The organism is Sorangium sp. So ce693, assembly GCF_051521375.1.
Lineage (GTDB): Bacteria > Myxococcota_A > Polyangia > Polyangiales > Polyangiaceae > Sorangium > Sorangium atrum.
In genome coordinates this window covers 13075338-13092469 of the sequence record NZ_CP150347.1, presented here as the reverse complement: position 1 = coordinate 13092469, position 17132 = coordinate 13075338, and the positions used below count along the sequence as shown (strand labels likewise).

The following is a 17132-nucleotide window of genomic DNA, read 5'->3' as shown; positions in this document are numbered from 1 at the left end:
CGTCACGCAGATCCGTCGGCCGCGGCGGCCGGCTTGACGCGCACAACGATCGATTTCGACGCGGGCGTGTGGCTCTTCTCGGCGATGCTGCCGAGCGGCACGAGCACGTTCGCCTCGGGGAAGTAGGCAGCGACGTTGCCGCGGGGGATCGTGTACAGCACGACGCGGAACGCGCGCGCGACGCGCTCCCCGTCGGAGAAGCGGCTCATGACGTCGACGAGGTCCCCCTGGGCGAGCCCGCGCTCGGCCGCGTCCTCGGCGTTCATGAACACGACGCGGCGCCCGCCCCGGACGCCGCGGTAGCGGTCGTCGAGGCCGTAGATGGTCGTGTTGTACTGGTCGTGGCTGCGGATCGTCATCATCAGGAGCTCGCCCGGCTCGAGATCGTGCCGCGGGAGCGGGTGGATCACGAAGTTCGCCTTGCCCGTCGCCGTGCGGAACTCGCGCCGCGCCGCGGCGTTCGGCAGGGCGAAGCCGCGCGGGTCCCGGACGCGCGCGTTGAAGTCGTCGAACCCGTCGATCGTGCGCTCGATGAGATCGCGGATCCTGTCGTAATCGGCGGTGAGCTCCTCCCACGGCACGCGCGAGCGCGCGCCCAGGGCCGCGCGGGCGAGGCCCGCCACGATGGCCACCTCGCTCCGCAGCAGCTCCGAGGCCGGCGGGAGGCCGCCGCGCGAGCTCGAGACGACGCCCATCGAGTTCTCGACGGTCACGAACTGCGGGCCTCCAGCCTGCACGTCGCGCTCGGTGCGGCCCAGGCAAGGCAGGATGAGCGCGCGCCTGCCCGTCACGAGGTGGGCCCGGTTCAGCTTGGTCGAGACGTGCGCGGTGAGGTCGCACCGCGCGAGGGCGCGGGCGGTCAGGGCCGTGTCCGGCGTGGCCGAGAGGAAGTTGCCGCCGAGCGCGAAGAAGACGCGGGCGCGCCCCTCGGCCATCGCCGCGATCGCGGCGACGGTGTCGAGCCCGTGGCGGCGCGGCGGGGCGAAGCCGAAGTTCTGCTCGATCCGATCGAGGAGCTCCGCGGGCGGGCGCTCCCAGATGCCCATCGTCCGGTCGCCCTGCACGTTGCTGTGCCCGCGCACCGGGCACGCGCCCGCGCCGGGCCGCCCGATGTTGCCGCGAAGGAGCAGGAAGCTCATCACCTGCTGCACGTTGGCCACGCCGTTCTGGTGCTGCGTGAGGCCCATGGCCCAGCACGCGATCGTGCGCTCGGAGCGCATCGCGATCTCGGCCGCCGCCCGGATCCGGTCGCGCGGGACCCCGCTCTGCGCGACGATGTCGTCCCAGGGCGCGCCGCGCACGGCGCCCGCGAACGCCTCGAAGCCGTGGGTGTGGCTCGCGATGAACGCGCGATCGAGCACGGCGCCCGGCCTCCGCTCCTCCTCTTCGAGCATCTCCTTGATGATCCCGGTGAAGAGCGCGACGTCGCCGTTGATGCGCACCTGGAGGAAGAGCGTCGAGAGCGGCACGCCGGAGCCGACGAGATCGAGCGGGTGCTGCGGGTGCTGGAAGCGCTCGTTGCCGGCCTCGGGGAGCGGGTTCACCGTCACGATCTCGCACCCGCGCAGCCGCGCCTCGCGCAGCGCCGAGAGCATGCGCGGGTGGTTCGTCCCCGGGTTCTGCCCGACGACGAAGATCGCGTCGGCCAGCTCGAAATCGTGGAGGGATACGGTCCCTTTGCCCACGCCGATGGCCTCGCGCAGGCCGACGCCGCTCGACTCGTGGCACATGTTCGAGCAGTCGGGCAGGTTGTTCGTCCCGAGCTCGCGCACGAACAGCTGGTAGAGGAACGCCGCCTCGTTGCTCGTGCGCCCCGACGTGTAGAAGAGGGCCTCGTCCGGCGAGCCGAGGGCGCGCAGCGACGAGGCGACGACGTCGAGCGCCTCGTCCCACGGCACCGGGCGGTAATGCGACGCGCCCTCGTCGAGCAGCATCGGGTGGACGAGCCGCCCCTGCTTGCCGAGCCAGTGGTCGGACTGCCGCGAGAGCGCCTCGACGCTGTGCTCCCGGAAGAACTCGGGCGTGACGCGGCGGAGCGTCGCCTCCTCGGCGACCGCCTTGGCGCCGTTCTCGCAGAACTCCGCGAGCGAGCGCTTCTCCTCGGGCTCGGGCCACGCGCAGCCGGGGCAGTCGAAGCCCTCGCCCTGGTTCACGCGGAGGAGCGTGCGCACGGCGCGCGCGACCCCCATCTCGCCGACCGCGTGCCGGAGCGTCGCGCCGACCGCCGGGAGCCCGCCGGCCGCCGCGCTGCGCTCGCCGATGCTGGGCGCCTCGGGCTCCAGAGGAGGCTCCGCCTGCACGTCGCGCGGCACGTCGCGGGCCGTCACGACGCGGCCTCCGCCGGGACCACGACCGGGACCTCGATGCGCTCCCGGCCCGCGTACACATTGAATCGCCCGTCGCGCGCGAAGCCCACGAGCGTCATCCCGTGCGCCGCGGCGAGCTCTGCGGCCAGGCTCGATGGCGCGCCCACCGCGACCATCACCGGGATCGAGGCCCGGAGCGCCTTCTGCACGAGCTCGAACCCGGCGCGCCCGCTGACCATGAGCACCGCGCCCGGGTCGGGCAGCCGCCCCGCGAGCAGCGCGGCGCCGATCAGCTTGTCGACGGCGTTGTGGCGCCCGACGTCCTCGCGCAGGTCGGCGAGCGCGCCGCCCGCGTCGAAGAGGGCCGCCGCGTGCAGCCCCCCGGTCCGCCCGAACACCGCCTGTGCGCCGCGGAGCCGCGCGGCGAGCCCGTGCACGACGCCCGGCGCGAGCCGGGGGACGCCCCGCACGAGCGGCGAGGGCGGCGCGAGCGCCGCGACGTCGATCGACGCCTTGCCGCAGACGCCGCAGCTCGCGCTCGCGACCGCGAGGGCGCGCTCGGTGCGCCCGAGATCGACGGCCACGTCATCGCCGAGCGTGACGCGCACGAGGTCGCCCGAGGGGCCGAGGGCCTCCTCGACGGCGACCACGTCGGCCGCGCGGGAGATGACGCCCTCGGCGAACAGCAAGCCGACCGCGAGCTCGCGGTCGTTGCCGGGCGTGCGCATCGTGATGCCGAGGCGGCGTTCGGCGCGGCGCGCATCCCCGGGGGCGCGCGCGACGACCATGATCGCGAGCGGCTCCTCGACGGCGAGCAGATCTTCGGCGTCTGAGGCGGCATCGCCGGTGATCGTGCGTATCGAGACGTTGGCTGTGCTGGACGGCATGGCGGGGTGGTTCCGGGCTCCGTCATCCTAGCCTGCTGCGCCCAGTGGAGCAGGCCGCTCGGGAGGATGGGTTCGATGGTCTGCCAGCGCAGGCCGATGAGGCAGCATCGAGAGGGCGACGGTGCTGCTATCCTCCGACCGACGGGACGAATGACAGGAGGAGAGCCGGATGGAAGATCGGATCGTCGCGCGCCCGGGCCTGCTCGGGGGTAAGCCCTGCATCAAGGGCACCCGCATCAGCGTCGAACTCATCCTCGATCTGCTGGCGAGCGAGGCGACACGGGAGCAAATTCTGGACGCCTACCCGCAGCTTCCTGCTGAAGGGCTCTCGGCGGCGCTGCGGTACGACGAGCGCAGCTTTCAGATACCTTGATGCAACCAGAGGTTCCTGGCGTCGGGCGCCATTGTTGCCCGAGCCGCCCGCCCCTTTAATCTCCCCATGCCGCGCAGAGCCGCTCGAGCTCCCGCTCGGGTACGTCGAGCGGCGCCTTGCCGCGCCACGCCGGCGGGAACAGCGGCATCACCGCGCTCCGGAGCACCGGCGCGAACCCCGCGACCTCCGCCGGCCCCCGCGGGATCCGGATCAGGGGCACGCACTCGCCCGGGAACGCCGCCAGGCGCGCGAGCGCGTTCTCGCGGATCGGCGCGAGCTCGCTCTGGCTCACCTCGCGCGCGTGGACGGCCTGGTAATGGCGCAGGAACGACTCGGCCCGGCCGCGCGGGATCTCGTCGCGCTCCTCCTCGCCGACCTGGCGCACCACCGCGAGCAGCGGCAGCGGCACCGGCGTGACGCCGAGCGCCGCGATGTCGCGGAAGTCGGGCTGCGCGTACGGGAGCACGTCTGGCGGGACGATCGCGAACCCAGCGCGCCCGTACGCGATGAGCCGCACCACCGTGTCGCGGTCGTCCGGATCGACGGCCTCCATCTCGGCGGCGAGCATCACCTCCGCGCCGCCGCCGCCGGCCCCGTGGCCCCCTGCGAGCCCCGCGTCGCCGAGCGCGCGGCGCGCGAGCGCGACGGGCGCCGCGCGCAGCAAGGCGGCGAGCCCGGTGCGGCGGAAGGCCGGCAGGACGAGCGCGTGCGACAGGAGCGCCACGCAGCGCCGCGCCGCGCGGTCCAGCGTGACGTAGCAATCGCGCACGCCGGCGAGGTGCCCCTCCGCGTCGCGCGCGAGCAGCAGGTGGTACGTCGCGGAGATCGGCGCCCCCGCGTCCGTGTGCGCCCCGGTGAGCCACGCCCAGAGCACCTCGCGGCGCTCGAGCTCGCCCTTCGGCCCGAAGACCGCGTCGAGCGCCCGGTAGCCCTCGTCGAACGCCGCGCCGTCCTGCGCCTCGTCCACGGAGAACTGCGCGAGCGCCCGCGCGACCTTCTCCGGCCCCTCCCCCGGGCAGACGTCGCGCGGATCGACGATCATCCGGCCATCTCGCGCAGCACCGCGTCGAAGACGCCGATCGCCTCGTCGACGTCCGAGACCGTCGTGATGAGGTGCGGCCGCAGCCGCACCGAGCGCGTCCCCGTGTAGCTCGCGAACACGCCGCGACGGAGCGCGCGCGCCAGGAAATCGTCGCGCGCCGCGGTCGTCGGCAGGTCGAACGCGAGCAGGAAGCCGCGGCCGCGCGGCTCGCTCGCGAGCGCGGGGTAGCGCTCGCAGAGCTCCTCGAGCCGCGAGAGGAAATGGCGGCCCGTGGCGCGCACGTTGCCGAGCAGGTCCTCGGACTCGATCGCGCGGAGCGTCGCCAGCGCGATCGCGGACCGCGCGCGGTCGCCGTTGCGCGTCTGGTACATGCGCCCGAACTGCGCGACGTCGTACGCCGACGTCGCGAAGAACCCGCCCATCTGCATCTTCTTCCCGAAGCACATGAGATCGGGCGGGCGCGGCAGATCGAGCTGCTCGTGCGCCCACAGCGTGCCGGTGATCCCCATCCCGGTCTGCACCTCGTCCAGGATGAGCGCCGCCCCCGCCTTCCCGGCGAGCTCCTGCGCGCGGCGGAAGAAGGCCGGGCTCGCGTGCCGGTCGCCCCCCTCGGACTGCACGGGCTCGACGATCACGGCGGCCACCCGGCCGTCGTGCGCGTCGAGGATCCGCTCGAGCGCGGCGAGGGCCTCCGCCTCGGCGCGGTCGTTCTCGTCGGCGAAGCGCGCCAGCGGGAAGCGGCTCGCGGGGAAGGGCGCCGTCGGCCAGGGGAACGCAGGCAGGTCGGCCTTGTGGATCACCTTCGAGTGCGTGGCGGACATCGGCCCGAGGCCCCGGCCGTGGAACGCCCCGGCGAACGACACGACCACCGCGTCGGTGCCCGCGTTGTCGAGGATGCTCTTCTGCAGATCCTCCGGCAGATCGAGCGGGTTCCTCGGCAGCCCGGCGGCCTCCCGCCGGCGCTCGCCGTGCCGGATGAACGCCGCCTTGATCGCGGACTCGACGCCCTCGCCCCCCGCGTCCACGCAGAAGACGCGCGCCATGCCGCGCGGCGCGAACCGCTGCTCGAGCGCCTCCACGAACTCGAACCAGGCCGGCGTCGTCACGAACGGCGTCGACGTCGGGTTCGCGACGGCGCGGATGAAGCCCTCGCGGTGCGCCACCTCGACCAGCGCGGGGTGGTTGTAGCCGAGCGCCCCGAGCGCGAAGTTCGCGAACAGGTCCAGGAACACGTTGCCGTCCACGTCGACGAGCGAGCACCCGCGGCTCGCCACGTCGTCCATCACGACCGCGCGGTACCTCGACTGCATGTCGAAGCCGCCGCGCGCCATCCAGGCCCGCGCCTTCGGTCCGGGCAGCTCGGTGACGACTCTTCGCGGAGGGACGGACGGGAGCGTGGGGCGATCGGAGAAATCCATAGGCAGCACGAGTATCCCGCACACCGGGGCAGGTGTCATCGCCGCTTGCCGCCCCCGGGTGCGCGGGTTTACGACGGGGGCATGGGTGACACGCGCGAGACGGTGAAGGGGCTTTGGATCGACAACGCCGAGAGGGAGGCGCTCTCCGGCGAGACGTTCGAGACCGCGAACCCCGCGACGGGCGGGGCGCTCGCGCGGCTCGCCCGCGGCCGCCGCGAGGACGTGGACGCCGCCGTGGCGTCCGCGCGCGCCGCGTTTCCGCGCTGGGCGGCGATGGATCCCAACGAGCGCGCGCGCATCCTGTGGAAGGCGGGGGAGCTGATCCTCGCGCGCTGCGAGGAGCTGGCGCGGCTCGAGGCGCTCGACACGGGCAAGCCGATCACGGCCGCGCGGACGATCGACGTGCCGCGCACGGCGGACACGTTCTTCTACTTCTCCGGGTGGGCGACGAAGCTCGGCGGCGAGACGATCCCGGTCCGGGGTCCGTTCCTGAACTACACCGTGCGCGAGCCGCTCGGCGTCATCGGCGCGATCATCCCCTGGAACTTCCCGCTCCTGCTCGCGGCGCGGAAGGTGGCGCCCGCGCTCGCGGTGGGCAATGTGGTGGTCGTCAAACCGCCGGAGGAGGCGAGCCTCACGACGCTGGAGCTGGCGCGCATCCTCGCGGAGGCGGGGGTGCCGCCGGGGGTCGTCAACGTCGTCACGGGGCACGGCGAGGAGGCCGGGGCTGCGCTCGTCGAGCACCCGGGCGTCGCGAAGATCTCGTTCACGGGCGGCACGGAGACGGGCAGGACGATCATGCGCGCGGCGGCCGGCACGCTGAAGAAGCTGTCGCTGGAGCTGGGCGGCAAGAGCCCCAACATCGTCTTCGCGGACGCGGACGTGGAGAGCGCCGCGAAGGCGGCGGTGACGGCCATCTTCTACAACCAGGGCGAGCTCTGCACGGCGGGGAGCCGGCTCCTCGTGGAGCGGGCGGTGCACGACCGCGTGCTGGAGGTGGTCACGAGCGGCGCGCGCCGGCTGGTCTCTGGCGATCCGCTCGATCCGTCGACGCAGATGGGCCCCCTCGTCTCGGAGGCGCACTTCACGAAGGTGCTCGGCTACATCGACCGTGGCACGGCCGAGGGGGCCCGCCGCGAGACCGGCGGGCGCCGCGAGGGCCCGGGGTTCTTCGTCGAGCCGACGGTGTTCTCGGCGGTCTCCCCGTCGATGAGCCTCGCCCGCGAGGAGATCTTCGGCCCCGTGCTGGCGGTCCTCCCCTTCGACGACGTGGAGGAGGCCGCGCGCGTCGCGAACGCGACCGAGTTCGGCCTCGCGGCGGGCATCTGGACGCGCGACGTCGGCAAGGCGCACGCGCTGGCCGCGCGCCTCTCGGCGGGCACGGTCTGGATCAACACGTACAACCGCTTCGACGCGGCGAGCCCGTATGGCGGAACCAAGCAGTCCGGCTTCGGACGGGAGAACGGCCGCGCGGTGCTGGACGAGCTGACGCAGCTCAAATCGGTCTGGGTCTCGCTCGGCTGAACGGGACGCATCGGCGTTGACGACGCGCCCCGCTCTCGTCTCACTCTCCCGTCCTCGCCTCCGGCCGACTACTTCGGCGGAGGCGCGGCCTCCTTCGTGCCAGCGCCCGGCGGCTGCGCGCCGCCCTGGGTCCCTGTCGCGCCCGCGCCCGCCGTACCGAGCTTCTGCGAGAGCGCCTCCGCGTCCTTCAGGTGCTTCTCGATCGTCGGCCGGAGGTCCTTCTCGACCAGCGCCTTCAGATCGGCGTTCTTCGCGTCCGGCAGCGCCTTCCTGTCGAGGAAGTCGAGCGTGTTCTGGTGATCCTTGATCATGGTGGCCACGAACTGCTGATCGAAATCGGCCCCTTGCAGCGCCTTCAGCTGCTCGAGCGCGTGTTGCGTCTCGTCGGTGAGCTGCTTGCTCTTGTCCGAGTCCGCGGCCGTGATACCGAGCTTCTTGGCCAGCTTGGCCTGCTTCGCCTTGGCCTCGGTGTGGTGCTGGGTGATGACCTTGGCATAGGCCTTCACGTCCTTGCTCTTGGCCTTCGTCTGCGCGAGCTGGGCCTCGTCGATCTCCTTCTTGTTCGAGGCGTCGAGGACGGCGAGGATCTGCTCGTCGGTCAGCGGGGCCTCGACGGGCGCGCTCGGCGTCGTGGTCGCCCCCGCCTGCGGCTCGGTGCCGGGCTGTGGAGCCGGCGGCGCCGCGGGAGGCGCCGCCTCCGGCAGCGGCGGGGCGGCGGTCGGGGCCGGCTGCGGCGGTGCTTCGTTCGTGCTCGGGCTGCTCGCCGGAGGCGGGTTGGAGCAGCCGACGCCGACAGCGAGACCGATCGTCAGGACGAGAGCGTTACGCGATGCGACCATGGGTAAAGACCTCCTCACGTGGATTCGAGTGCCGGGCCCCCGTGCAAGATCCGGTGCACGGCACGGGTGCACCCTTTTCTCCCGAATCCGCGCGACTGCTCCTCTCCCCCGCTGTGGCAAGTTGCTACAGGAGTGGGCGAATCTGCCTCATCAGTCCGCTTGCGGTCAGGCCGCTTGCGGTCAGGAGGATGCCTGTGGCGGACTCGACGGTTGCGCAGCAGCGCTGTCGCCCGACAGCCCCGGTAAGGCCGCGCGGCATGGCGCGATGACCTCGGCGATCACCTCGCGGCGCAGCGCCCCGAGCGCGCGCGCCGGGAGCAGGCCGAGCGCCTCGTGCACGGCGGGCCCGGGGGCCGGGTCGGCGGCGTAGCGGGCGGCGGCGCGGGAGAACGCCCGCTCCGCCGCGGAGCGCGCCGGCTCGCCGAAGGTCGCGAGCATCCACGAGAGCGCCTTCCACGAGAGCGCCGCGTGCCGCTCCTCGTCGGCGGCGATGCGCGCGAGCGTGGCCGCGAGCGCCGGATCCCCCGCGCGCTGCGAGAGCTCACGGCCCTCCGCGGCGCCCAGCGCCTCGCCAACGCAGCCCTCCTCGACGAGCGCCTCCACCACCTCGGCGACGCTGGCGCCGAGCGGCGCCGTGGCCGCCTCGAGCAGCGGCCCGGGGCCGATCGCCCGGCCGGCGAGGCGGGAGGCGACGCCGTAGGCGAGGCGCGCGTGCTCCATCTCGTCGAGCGCGGCGCGGTGCGCCTCGCCGACGAGGGCGGACGGCGCGCCGAGCGCGAGGAGCTGGAGGGAGAAGCGGGCGAAGCTCGCGATGGACGCGTGCTCGAGCGCGGCCATCGCGGCGTAGTGCGCCGCGGCGAGCTCACGCACCTCGGGCGAGAGCGACGCGACGTCGAGCTCGGCGGGAGCGCGCCAGTCGTCGCGCGCGGCGCCCTGCGCGGCGCGCGGCTGGCCGTCGACGACGAGCGGGCGGCCGATGGCGCAGGAGATCCCGGCGCACTCCCAGCGCACGCTCTCGGCCTCCGGGTCGGTGACGACGCAGGCGGCGCCGCGGTTCTCCTCGGATCGGCAGTCCGCGTCGCTCCGACAGGCATCATCCTTCGTGCGACAGGCGAGCGTGACCTGCTCCCAGCAGCCATTGAAGTACGCCGACAGGCCGCAGGCGCTGCCCGGGCAATCGGCGTCGACCGAGCAGAGGGCCTTTGCGCAGACCGAGTGCTGCTCTCGGAGGGCCCCAGTCCCCTTGCACACGCAGGCCTCGGACGCGCCGCACTCCGCGTCGCTCTCGCAGGCGTACTCGCAGCCGCAATACGCGCCGATCTGACCGAACGAACTCACGCACTTTCCGCGGGGTCCCTCGTTGCAATCGGCGTCCGTCCTGCACTGGAACGTCCGCTCCGTGCCGCTGCACGCGCGCTGGTCGATGGTCGCGTCGCACCGGACCCGCGTGGCGCGGTGCACGGTGCCGTCCCGCTCCGTCACCCAGCCCACGCCACGCGGCGGCCGGGGCCCGGGCGCGGCTTGTTCGTCCGGGACGCCCGCGTCGCGGGGCGCGGCCTGCGGCTCGCCGAGCGTGACGACCGCGATCTCGGGGCTCTTCGCGTTGGAGCAGCCGGCGGCGCCAGCGGCGAGGAGGAGGGTCATGCGGAGCGAGCGATGGCGTTCCATTCGCGGAAGGGTAGCAGAGGGGCGCGCGACGCCGGACCGGCCGACTCGCGGCCACGCCGTCGCGGTGCGAGCGCGCTTCAACCGAGTCGAACGGTTCGGGCCTGGGCATCGATGCTCGCCGGACCTGCCGAGAAGCGCGCCCTCGGCGGGGAACGGCCCTTTCCGGTATTCGACACCAGAGCGAGCCGCATCGGCGACTCGTGCCAGGTTTTCGGAGGGATCCTGTCCACTATTCCTCGGAACACCTGCTCGGAGCCGAGCGACTCTCCATGATCCATCTTCGGCGGAGCTGCCCTGCGCGCTCGTCCCTCACTTCGTCCGGAGCCGAGCAGCGAGATGAGCTGTTTTGCGGAGACATGATCGCGAAGCACGGCGCGAGGCCGCGCGCTGCTGCACACGGCGCGGCGGCTACCTCCTCGCCCTGCGCCCGATCCCGCGCGCGTCGCGCCCGATCGGCTCGCCCAGCTCGAACGCCGGCTCGCCGGTCCTCGTCGTCCGCGCTTGCGGCTCGCCCGCCTCGAGCGGGCCGTGCGCGCGCTCGGCGTCGGCGATGGATGGATAGCGCTCCACGTCGCCGTCGACCCGGAAGCCCCCCTCGCAATCCGGACGCACCACGCGGCCGAGGACGAGCGCCTCGTCCCAGATGCCGCGGTGCTCGACCGCGATCGCAGCGCCCACGGCCACCTCGGAGAGCCGCGCGAGGGCGCCATCGGGCCGCTTCGGCGTGGGTCGCCACCGCAGGATCACGTCCTCGTGAAGAACCACAACGGCACGATCGCCGGGCAGCTCGGAGACCCCGAGGGCAAAACGGACGCGACATCCAGGAACGCTGGATCCAGCCGCAAGCTCGCCACCGGCAATGCCCTCCAGGTCGCCGGCCGCGCCCTCGAAGTCGCCGCGCGCAGCGCCCTCCAGGCCGCCGCGCGCAGCGCCCTCCCCCTCATCGCCCACCTCATGGATCGCAGCGATCTGCCCCGAACGCAGATCCTCGAGCACCGTCATGCGAGGTCCTCCCCCCGGAGATGTCGGCCACGGTCACGGCTCCGTCAAGCCGGCCGCTCGCTACTTCGGCGCCGGCGCGCCCCTGCTGCCCGGCGGCGCCGCGGTCCCGGCCTCGCCCTTGCGCGCCAGGTTCAGCTGGATCCGCGCGGGGGACTCCGACGTGATCTCCACCGTCTGCGAGACGCCGTCGCTCGATCGCACGTCCACCGAGAGCGCCACCCCCGGCATCGGCCGCGCGATGACCTGGCTGCCCACGCCGAGCACCACGCCGTTCAGCCGCACCACCGCGGCGCTCGGCTCGATCTGCACCGCGATCGGATCCACGAGCGACCGCTGATCCCTCGGCCGGCTGAGCGCGACGAACATGAGCGACGCCACCGCGACCCCCGTGGACACCGCGGCCACGAGCCAGGGCAGCGCCACCGGGCGCAGCGCGTCGCCGCCGGCGCGCATCAGCCCGCCGAGCCCCCGCCGCGGCGCAGGCCACGCGCTCCGCCGGCCCTCGGAGGACGGCCCCGCGGACAGCGTCGCGCCCGGCTTCGGCCGCCACCCCGCGCGCTGCTGCGGGGCGACGGCGGCCGCGATGCGCTGCCGCTCCTCCTCCATGCTCTCCCCGCAGCGCTCCAGGAGGAGCTCCGCCACGTGCGCGGGCGTCACGACGCCCGACCTGCGCATGAGGAAGTCCTCCAGCACGCTCGCCATCTCGCCCGCCGTCTGGAAGCGCTTCCGCGGATCGCGAGCGAGCGCCTTCACGATGATCTCCTCCAGATCACGCGGGCAATGCGGCGCGATCAACGTGGGCCGCGGCGGCTCCGGCACCCCTGTCTGCGGCAGCACGAGGTCGTGCAGCACCTGGAACGGGAGCGCGCCCGTCACCGCCTCGAAGAGCACCACTCCGAGCGAGAAGATGTCCGAGCGGCGATCGACCGGCTGGCCCTGCGCCTGCTCCGGCGACATGTACTCGCCCTTGCCCTTGATCTCGCCCGTCTGCGTCGTGTCGCCCAGGCGCTCGAACGCCTTCACGATCCCGAAATCGGCCACCTTCACCGTGCCGTCGCGATCGATGAGGATGTTCTGCGGGCAGACGTCGCGGTGCACGATGCCGAGCGGCTCCCCGCGGTCGTCGTGGAGCTCGTGCGCCGCGTGCAGCCCGTGCGCCGCGTCGGCCACGATGCGCGAGGCGATCGCCGGGGAGAGCGGCATCGGACGCAGGCCCGGGCGGAGCAGCTGCTGCATCGTCTGCCCGTCGATCCACTCCATCACGAGGAAGAGCACGCCGTCCGTGTCGCCGAGGTCGAGGATCTCGACCACGTTGCGGTGGTGGATCTTCGAGGCGAGGTTCGCCTCGTCGAGGAACATGCGCTGGAACTGCGGATCGCGCGCGAGCGCCGGGATGAGCGTCTTCAGCGCGACGACCTTGTGAAAGCCGCGGGAGCCCTCCATGCGCGCAGCCCAGACCTGGGCCATCCCGCCCTCGCCGATGAGGCGCAGAAGCTCATATCGCCCGAGACGTTGCCCCGGACCGGGGTCCTCGGAGATCCGCATGGCTCGCCAGATGCTGGTGCTCGGGGAGCCGCGCCCGCGGTCCCCAGGAGCAGCCCGGCCGCGGGTCGCGGCCCCTCTCTCCAGACGATCACCATAGCCAAGCGCGACCGCGCCGGAAAGGCTCGTGTGGCTCGCCAGCGCCCGCGACACCTCGATCGCGACGTCCGCAACGCCGGGATCCCCCGCGCCCGGCATCGGCGATACGACGCCCCGCGTCCTCCACGCCCCGCACACCGCGACGCGCCGCGCACCGCACCCGCGACGACCCGCGCACCGCACCCGCGACGACCCGCGCACCGCACCCGCGACGACCCGCGCACCGCACCCGCGACGACCCGCGCACCGCACCCGCGACGACCCGCGCACCGCACCCGCGGCGCCCCGCGCACCGCACCCGCGACGCCCCGCGCGCCCTTCTCCCTCGCCCGCGATCCGCGTCGCTCCCCCGCCTCTCCCCTGCTATGGCCGGAGCACGATGACGAACGCGACAAGCGCTCCGCCCGCCCGCGCGGACCGGGCCCCCGCCTCCAAAGCCCTGTTCGACCGCGCCGCCGCCGTCCTGCCGGGCGGCGTGAACAGCCCCGTGCGCGCCTTCCGCGCCGTCGGCGGCGACCCCCTGTTCATCGCCCGCGCAAAGGGCGCGCGGCTGTTCGACGCCGACGGGGCCGAGTACATCGACTACGTCGGCTCCTGGGGGCCGGCCATCCTCGGCCACGCACACCCCGCCGTCATCGAGGCCGTCCGCGAGGCCGCGCTGGGCGGCCTCTCCTTCGGCGCGCCGACCGAGCTCGAGGTCCGCTTCGCCGAGAAGATCCGCGAGCTCTACCCGAGCATCGACATGCTCCGCTGCGTCTCGAGCGGCACCGAGGCCACGATGAGCGCCATCCGCGTCGCGCGCGGCTTCACGCGCCGCGACGCCATCATCAAGTTCGAGGGCTGCTACCACGGCCACGCCGATCACCTGCTCGTCAAGGCGGGCAGCGGGCTCGCCACCTTCGGCGCCCCCGACTCCGCCGGCGTCCCCGAGAGCATCGCCCGCACCACGCTGTCCCTGCCCTACAACGACCCGGCCGCCCTCGAGGCCGCCTTCGCCGCGCGCGGCGGCGACATCGCCGCGGTCATCCTCGAGCCCGTGGTCGGCAACATGGGCTGCGTCCCGCCGGAGCCCGGGTTCCTCGCCCTCGTGATCGACCTCTGCCGCAAGCACGGCGCGCTCTCGATCTTCGACGAGGTGATGACCGGCTGCCGCCTCGCCCGCGGCGGCGCGCAGGAGCGCTTCGGCCTCCGGCCGGACCTGACGACGCTCGGCAAGATCGTGGGCGGCGGCATGCCCCTCGCGGCCTACGGCGGCCGCGCCGACGTGATGCGCGTCGTCTCGCCGCTCGGCCCCGTGTACCAGGCGGGCACGCTCAGCGGCAACCCGCTCGCGGTCACGGCGGGGCTCGCGACGCTCGAGCGCCTCACGCCCGCTCTCTACGAGCGGCTCGAGAAGCTCGGCGCGTCCCTCGAGGCGGGCCTCCGGGCCGCCGCCGAGGGCGCCGGCGCGGCCGCGTGCGTCCAGCGGGTCGGCTCGATGATCACGCTGTTCTTCACGAAGGGCCCGGTCCGCTCCTGGACCGACGCCGCCACGTCGGACACGAAGCGCTTCAGCGCCTTCCACGCGGCGATGCTCGCGCGAGGCATCTACTGGCCTCCGTCGCAGTACGAGGCGGCGTTCCTGAGCGGAGCGCACTCGGAAGAGGACATCGAGCGGACGATCGCCGCCTGCCGCGAGGCGCTCGCGGCCTGAGGACCACGCCGGCCCCTGCCGGGAGGACCCCGCGAGGGCGGGCCAGGACGGCGAAGGGCCGACCGCCGCGGCGATCGGCCCTCCCCGCGCCGGCGCGCGGACGGGTGTCGGAGCGTGTCAGTCCGCCGCGCGGACCCAGCCGTTTCTGTAGTAGTTCCCGCGGGCGGTCGGCCAGAGCAGGCAGTTCGTCGCCGATCCCGGCACCGTGTACACGTACGTGTTCGGCTCCGGGTCCGCCCCGTCCCACCCGATCTCGCGGAGCGACACGACGATCTCGATCGTCCCGTCGCCGTTCACGTCGGCCAGCGTCGGCACCGGCATCGCGCCGAGCCGCGGCAGCGGGATCTTGTGGAGGAGCTTGCCGCCGGCGTCGAGGACGAAGAGGTGGCTCCTGTTCTCCTCGGTCGAGTAGGTGTTGAACACGATCTCGGGGATGCCGTCGCCCGACAGATCCCCGACCACGACGCCGCCCGTGAGCACCTGCGTGTCGTCGGTGTAGGTGACGGCCCAGAACTCGGTCTTGTCGGCGTAGACCGCGTGGATCTGCCCGTCCAGGCCCGCGAAGATCATCTCGGGCCCCGCGTGCGTCGCGTCGAGATCGGCCACGGTCACCTGCTGCGTCATGGCCACGATGTTGCCGTCGAAATCCTCGCCGCCGGACAGGTAGTCCGGCGCGTAGAACGGGCTCTCCCAGCCCTCGATGCGGCTCGCGTCGTTGCGGACCACCCACAGGCCGACGCCCTGGGACTGGTCATTCATGGCGACGTCCTCGGCCGCCCCGAGCATGATGACCTCCGGCGTGCCGTCGCCGTCGACGTCCGCGATCGCAGGGGCCGAGTTCTTGAAATAGGCCTGCAGGTCGCTGCTGTCGCCGAAGCCCTGCTGCGCGAGCTCGAGATCGTGCATGTACCGCACGCCCGGCGTCTTCGGGCGGCCCTCGAACATGGGATTCGCGTCGAAGGCCTCTCCCGTGCCGTGATAGAACCCGGCATAGGAGTTATCCATCGGCGAGACGATGTCCTGCGACCCATCGCCGTCGAGATCGCCGATGGCCAGGTTCTGGTCGTAGGCGCCCACGATCCAGCACTCGGCGTCGTCGCTGCGGCGCGCGTCGCAGCCGATCGTCTGGCTCTCGATCGGGGGGAAGCCCTGGACCGGCGACCCGCTCGCGTGGAAGGCCATCAGGATGTCGGAGTAGTCGGGGGACCTGTCGGTGCTCGCGGCGACGACGTCGAGCTGACCGTCGCCGTCGATGTCGCCCGCGGCGAGGGAGCGGATCTCGTCGTTCCAGGTGACGGGCCAGCCGCTCACCAGCCGGCCGCTCGCGTCGAGCATGTAGATCGTGGTGCGCGCCGCGAAGACCACCTCGAGCTGCCCGTCGCCGCGGAAGTCGGCGACGATCGGGCTCGCCCAGATGCGGCCGTTCTGACGCGACTCGATGTACCGCCACTTCTGCTCGCCGTCGGGGCCCCAGACGACGACGTTGCCGTTGTGCGTCACAAGGATCTCCTGCTCGCCGTCGCCGTCGAGATCGGCGACCACCGGCGACCCGAGCCACGCGCTCTCGTCGTCGTCGGAGAGCTGGAGGAGGAGCTGAGGCTCCGCGACGGCGGAGGAGCCGCTCGACCCCGGAGCGCACGACGCGGCGGCCGGCAGCGGCTTGGAGCCTCCACCGACGGGGGGGCGGTAGCCACCGGAGCCAGAGGACCCGGAGGAGCCGCTGCCGCTGGTGGGAGAGGTGCCGTCAAGGTTGCCGAGCTGCCCTTCGCAGGCCGCGAGGGCGAGGACGCTGGTGAAGAGAGCGATTCTACCGGGAATTACAAAACCTCGGTTGCAGACAAAGGACTTCATCATGCCAGGAAGCTTACCAGCGCTCCGGGCCCCACAAAGAGGTGGAAGCGGAAAATTGACGCAGTCGCGCACGCGCCGAACGGTACGTTACGCTCCTCCTTCTAGCGCGCAGGTGGCACACCTCATTGCAGGAGGGAGGCAAGTCCACGTCCGTGACGTAGCGCGCACGCTTTCACCCCCCGTTCCCCGCTCCCCGCCTCCGCTCGCGCCCCCGCGCGACGTCGGAGGCGCATGGCGGGGGTATGGGTGCGGGTAGGTGCTGTGCTAGGCTCCGCCGCCATGAACGTATCGCGACGGCTTTGGATTGCCGGCGCCGCATGTGCCCTCCTGATGGGGACGACGGCGCTCGGCTGCAGCTCGAATCCCGCGCCCAAGACGGCCAAGGTGCAAGCCGGTGACATGCCCGAAGGCGGCGACTGGACGGGGGTCTATTACAGCGAGCTCTACGGCTACCTGCACCTCGTGCAGGACAACGACGCCATCGAGGGACGCTGGATCCGTCCCGTCAAGGATCGCTGGGGCGTGCTGCACGGGACGGTGACAGGCGACCTCATCAAGTTCACGTGGACCGAGCACACCATCGGCGCGATCGGGCAGAGCGCGACCAAGGAAGGCCGGGGGTACTTCAAGTACACGCGGCCGGAGGGCGAGAACGTCGACGACCGGCTGACGGGCGAGATCGGCCGCAACAAGGACGAGGTCGGCGAGCCCTGGGAAGCGGTCAAGCAGCGCAACATGCTCCCGGACCTGAAGTCGATCGGGGGCTCCGGCGCCACGGACATGGGCGGCGGCGACTGGGACAGCGCGAACCAGGAGGAAGGCGCGCCCGAGCCGCCCGCCTCTCCGTCCGACGAAGCACCTGCCGAGCCCCCCGGCCTCTGACATAAC

General features: G+C 72.9%; 13 protein-coding genes. 4 read left to right on the top strand and 9 right to left on the bottom strand.

Translation table 11 applies throughout. The features are described from left to right. Positions 1-2: 2 nt before the first annotated feature. A complete protein-coding gene (locus WMF14_RS48940; protein WP_437797868.1) occupies positions 3-2327 on the bottom strand; it encodes an FdhF/YdeP family oxidoreductase in 2325 nt (774 codons plus the stop codon). After that, positions 2324-3193 (bottom strand): formate dehydrogenase accessory sulfurtransferase FdhD, encoded by an 870-nt coding sequence (locus WMF14_RS48935; RefSeq protein WP_437797866.1) that lies wholly within the window; start codon positions 3191-3193, stop codon positions 2324-2326. The genes WMF14_RS48940 and WMF14_RS48935 overlap by 4 nt, the downstream gene beginning before the upstream one ends. A 169-nt stretch (positions 3194-3362) precedes the next feature. Between WMF14_RS48935 and WMF14_RS48930 the strand changes: the two genes are divergently transcribed. Then, on the top strand, positions 3363-3566 hold the full coding sequence (locus tag WMF14_RS48930; protein WP_437797864.1) for a DUF433 domain-containing protein: 204 nt from the start codon (positions 3363-3365) through the stop codon (positions 3564-3566). 55 nt (positions 3567-3621) lie between these two features. Here the strand turns inward: WMF14_RS48930 and WMF14_RS48925 are convergent, their stop codons facing one another. Both WMF14_RS48925 and WMF14_RS48920 read right to left on the bottom strand, forming a co-directional pair. Then, positions 3622-4608, bottom strand: coding sequence for a hypothetical protein (locus WMF14_RS48925; protein WP_437797862.1), 987 nt, complete (start codon positions 4606-4608; stop codon positions 3622-3624). After that, complete coding sequence (locus WMF14_RS48920; protein ID WP_272096897.1) at positions 4605-6026, bottom strand: aminotransferase class III-fold pyridoxal phosphate-dependent enzyme; 1422 nt, start codon at positions 6024-6026, stop codon at positions 4605-4607. Before WMF14_RS48920 ends, WMF14_RS48925 begins: the two co-directional genes overlap by 4 nt. A gap of 81 nt (positions 6027-6107) precedes the next feature. Between WMF14_RS48920 and WMF14_RS48915 the strand changes: the two genes are divergently transcribed. Next, positions 6108-7550, top strand: a complete 1443-nt coding sequence (locus WMF14_RS48915; protein ID WP_437797860.1) for an aldehyde dehydrogenase family protein — start codon at positions 6108-6110, stop codon at positions 7548-7550. Between the two features lie 68 nt (positions 7551-7618). Here WMF14_RS48915 and WMF14_RS48910 read toward each other — a convergent pair whose 3' ends face one another. The 4 genes from WMF14_RS48910 to WMF14_RS48895 form a co-directional block, all read right to left on the bottom strand. Next, positions 7619-8389 carry a DUF4142 domain-containing protein gene (locus WMF14_RS48910; protein WP_272096895.1) on the bottom strand — a complete coding sequence of 257 codons (771 nt, stop codon included), beginning with the start codon at positions 8387-8389 and terminating at the stop codon, positions 7619-7621. Between the two features lie 180 nt (positions 8390-8569). After that, positions 8570-10033, bottom strand: coding sequence for a ferritin-like domain-containing protein (locus WMF14_RS48905; protein ID WP_437797858.1), 1464 nt, complete (start codon positions 10031-10033; stop codon positions 8570-8572). Positions 10034-10465: 432 nt separating this feature from the next. Then, positions 10466-11059 carry a hypothetical protein gene (locus WMF14_RS48900; RefSeq protein ID WP_437797856.1) on the bottom strand — a complete coding sequence of 198 codons (594 nt, stop codon included), beginning with the start codon at positions 11057-11059 and terminating at the stop codon, positions 10466-10468. A gap of 60 nt (positions 11060-11119) precedes the next feature. Then, on the bottom strand, positions 11120-12604 hold the full coding sequence (locus WMF14_RS48895; RefSeq protein ID WP_437797854.1) for a serine/threonine-protein kinase: 1485 nt from the start codon (positions 12602-12604) through the stop codon (positions 11120-11122). Between the two features lie 475 nt (positions 12605-13079). Between WMF14_RS48895 and hemL the strand changes: the two genes are divergently transcribed. Beyond that, on the top strand, positions 13080-14393 hold the full coding sequence (gene hemL, locus WMF14_RS48890; protein WP_437797852.1) for a glutamate-1-semialdehyde 2,1-aminomutase: 1314 nt from the start codon (positions 13080-13082) through the stop codon (positions 14391-14393). 117 nt (positions 14394-14510) lie between these two features. On the opposite strand, the gene WMF14_RS48885 is transcribed toward hemL, so the two are convergent. Continuing rightward, complete coding sequence (locus WMF14_RS48885; protein WP_437797851.1) at positions 14511-16247, bottom strand: FG-GAP repeat domain-containing protein; 1737 nt, start codon at positions 16245-16247, stop codon at positions 14511-14513. Positions 16248-16523: 276 nt separating this feature from the next. Here WMF14_RS48885 and WMF14_RS48880 point away from each other — a divergent pair, with 276 nt between their 5' ends. After that, positions 16524-17126 carry a hypothetical protein gene (locus WMF14_RS48880; protein ID WP_272096888.1) on the top strand — a complete coding sequence of 201 codons (603 nt, stop codon included), beginning with the start codon at positions 16524-16526 and terminating at the stop codon, positions 17124-17126. Positions 17127-17132: the final 6 nt, after the last annotated feature.

What these genes read in the sequence shown, in the direction of transcription:
- WMF14_RS48935 (WP_437797866.1), bottom strand. Translation starts at nt 3,193, where the DNA reads ATGCCGTCCAGCACAGCCAACGTCTCGATACGCACGATCACCGGCGAT.
- WMF14_RS48930 (WP_437797864.1), top strand. Translation starts at nt 3,363, where the DNA reads ATGGAAGATCGGATCGTCGCGCGCCCGGGCCTGCTCGGGGGTAAGCCC.
- WMF14_RS48925 (WP_437797862.1), bottom strand. Translation starts at nt 4,608, where the DNA reads ATGATCGTCGATCCGCGCGACGTCTGCCCGGGGGAGGGGCCGGAGAAG.
- WMF14_RS48920 (WP_272096897.1), bottom strand. Translation starts at nt 6,026, where the DNA reads ATGGATTTCTCCGATCGCCCCACGCTCCCGTCCGTCCCTCCGCGAAGA.
- WMF14_RS48915 (WP_437797860.1), top strand. Translation starts at nt 6,108, where the DNA reads ATGGGTGACACGCGCGAGACGGTGAAGGGGCTTTGGATCGACAACGCC.
- WMF14_RS48910 (WP_272096895.1), bottom strand. Translation starts at nt 8,389, where the DNA reads ATGGTCGCATCGCGTAACGCTCTCGTCCTGACGATCGGTCTCGCTGTC.
- WMF14_RS48905 (WP_437797858.1), bottom strand. Translation starts at nt 10,033, where the DNA reads ATGACCCTCCTCCTCGCCGCTGGCGCCGCCGGCTGCTCCAACGCGAAG.
- WMF14_RS48900 (WP_437797856.1), bottom strand. Translation starts at nt 11,059, where the DNA reads ATGACGGTGCTCGAGGATCTGCGTTCGGGGCAGATCGCTGCGATCCAT.
- WMF14_RS48895 (WP_437797854.1), bottom strand. Translation starts at nt 12,604, where the DNA reads ATGCGGATCTCCGAGGACCCCGGTCCGGGGCAACGTCTCGGGCGATAT.
- hemL (WP_437797852.1), top strand. Translation starts at nt 13,080, where the DNA reads ATGACGAACGCGACAAGCGCTCCGCCCGCCCGCGCGGACCGGGCCCCC.
- WMF14_RS48885 (WP_437797851.1), bottom strand. Translation starts at nt 16,247, where the DNA reads ATGATGAAGTCCTTTGTCTGCAACCGAGGTTTTGTAATTCCCGGTAGA.
- WMF14_RS48880 (WP_272096888.1), top strand. Translation starts at nt 16,524, where the DNA reads ATGAACGTATCGCGACGGCTTTGGATTGCCGGCGCCGCATGTGCCCTC.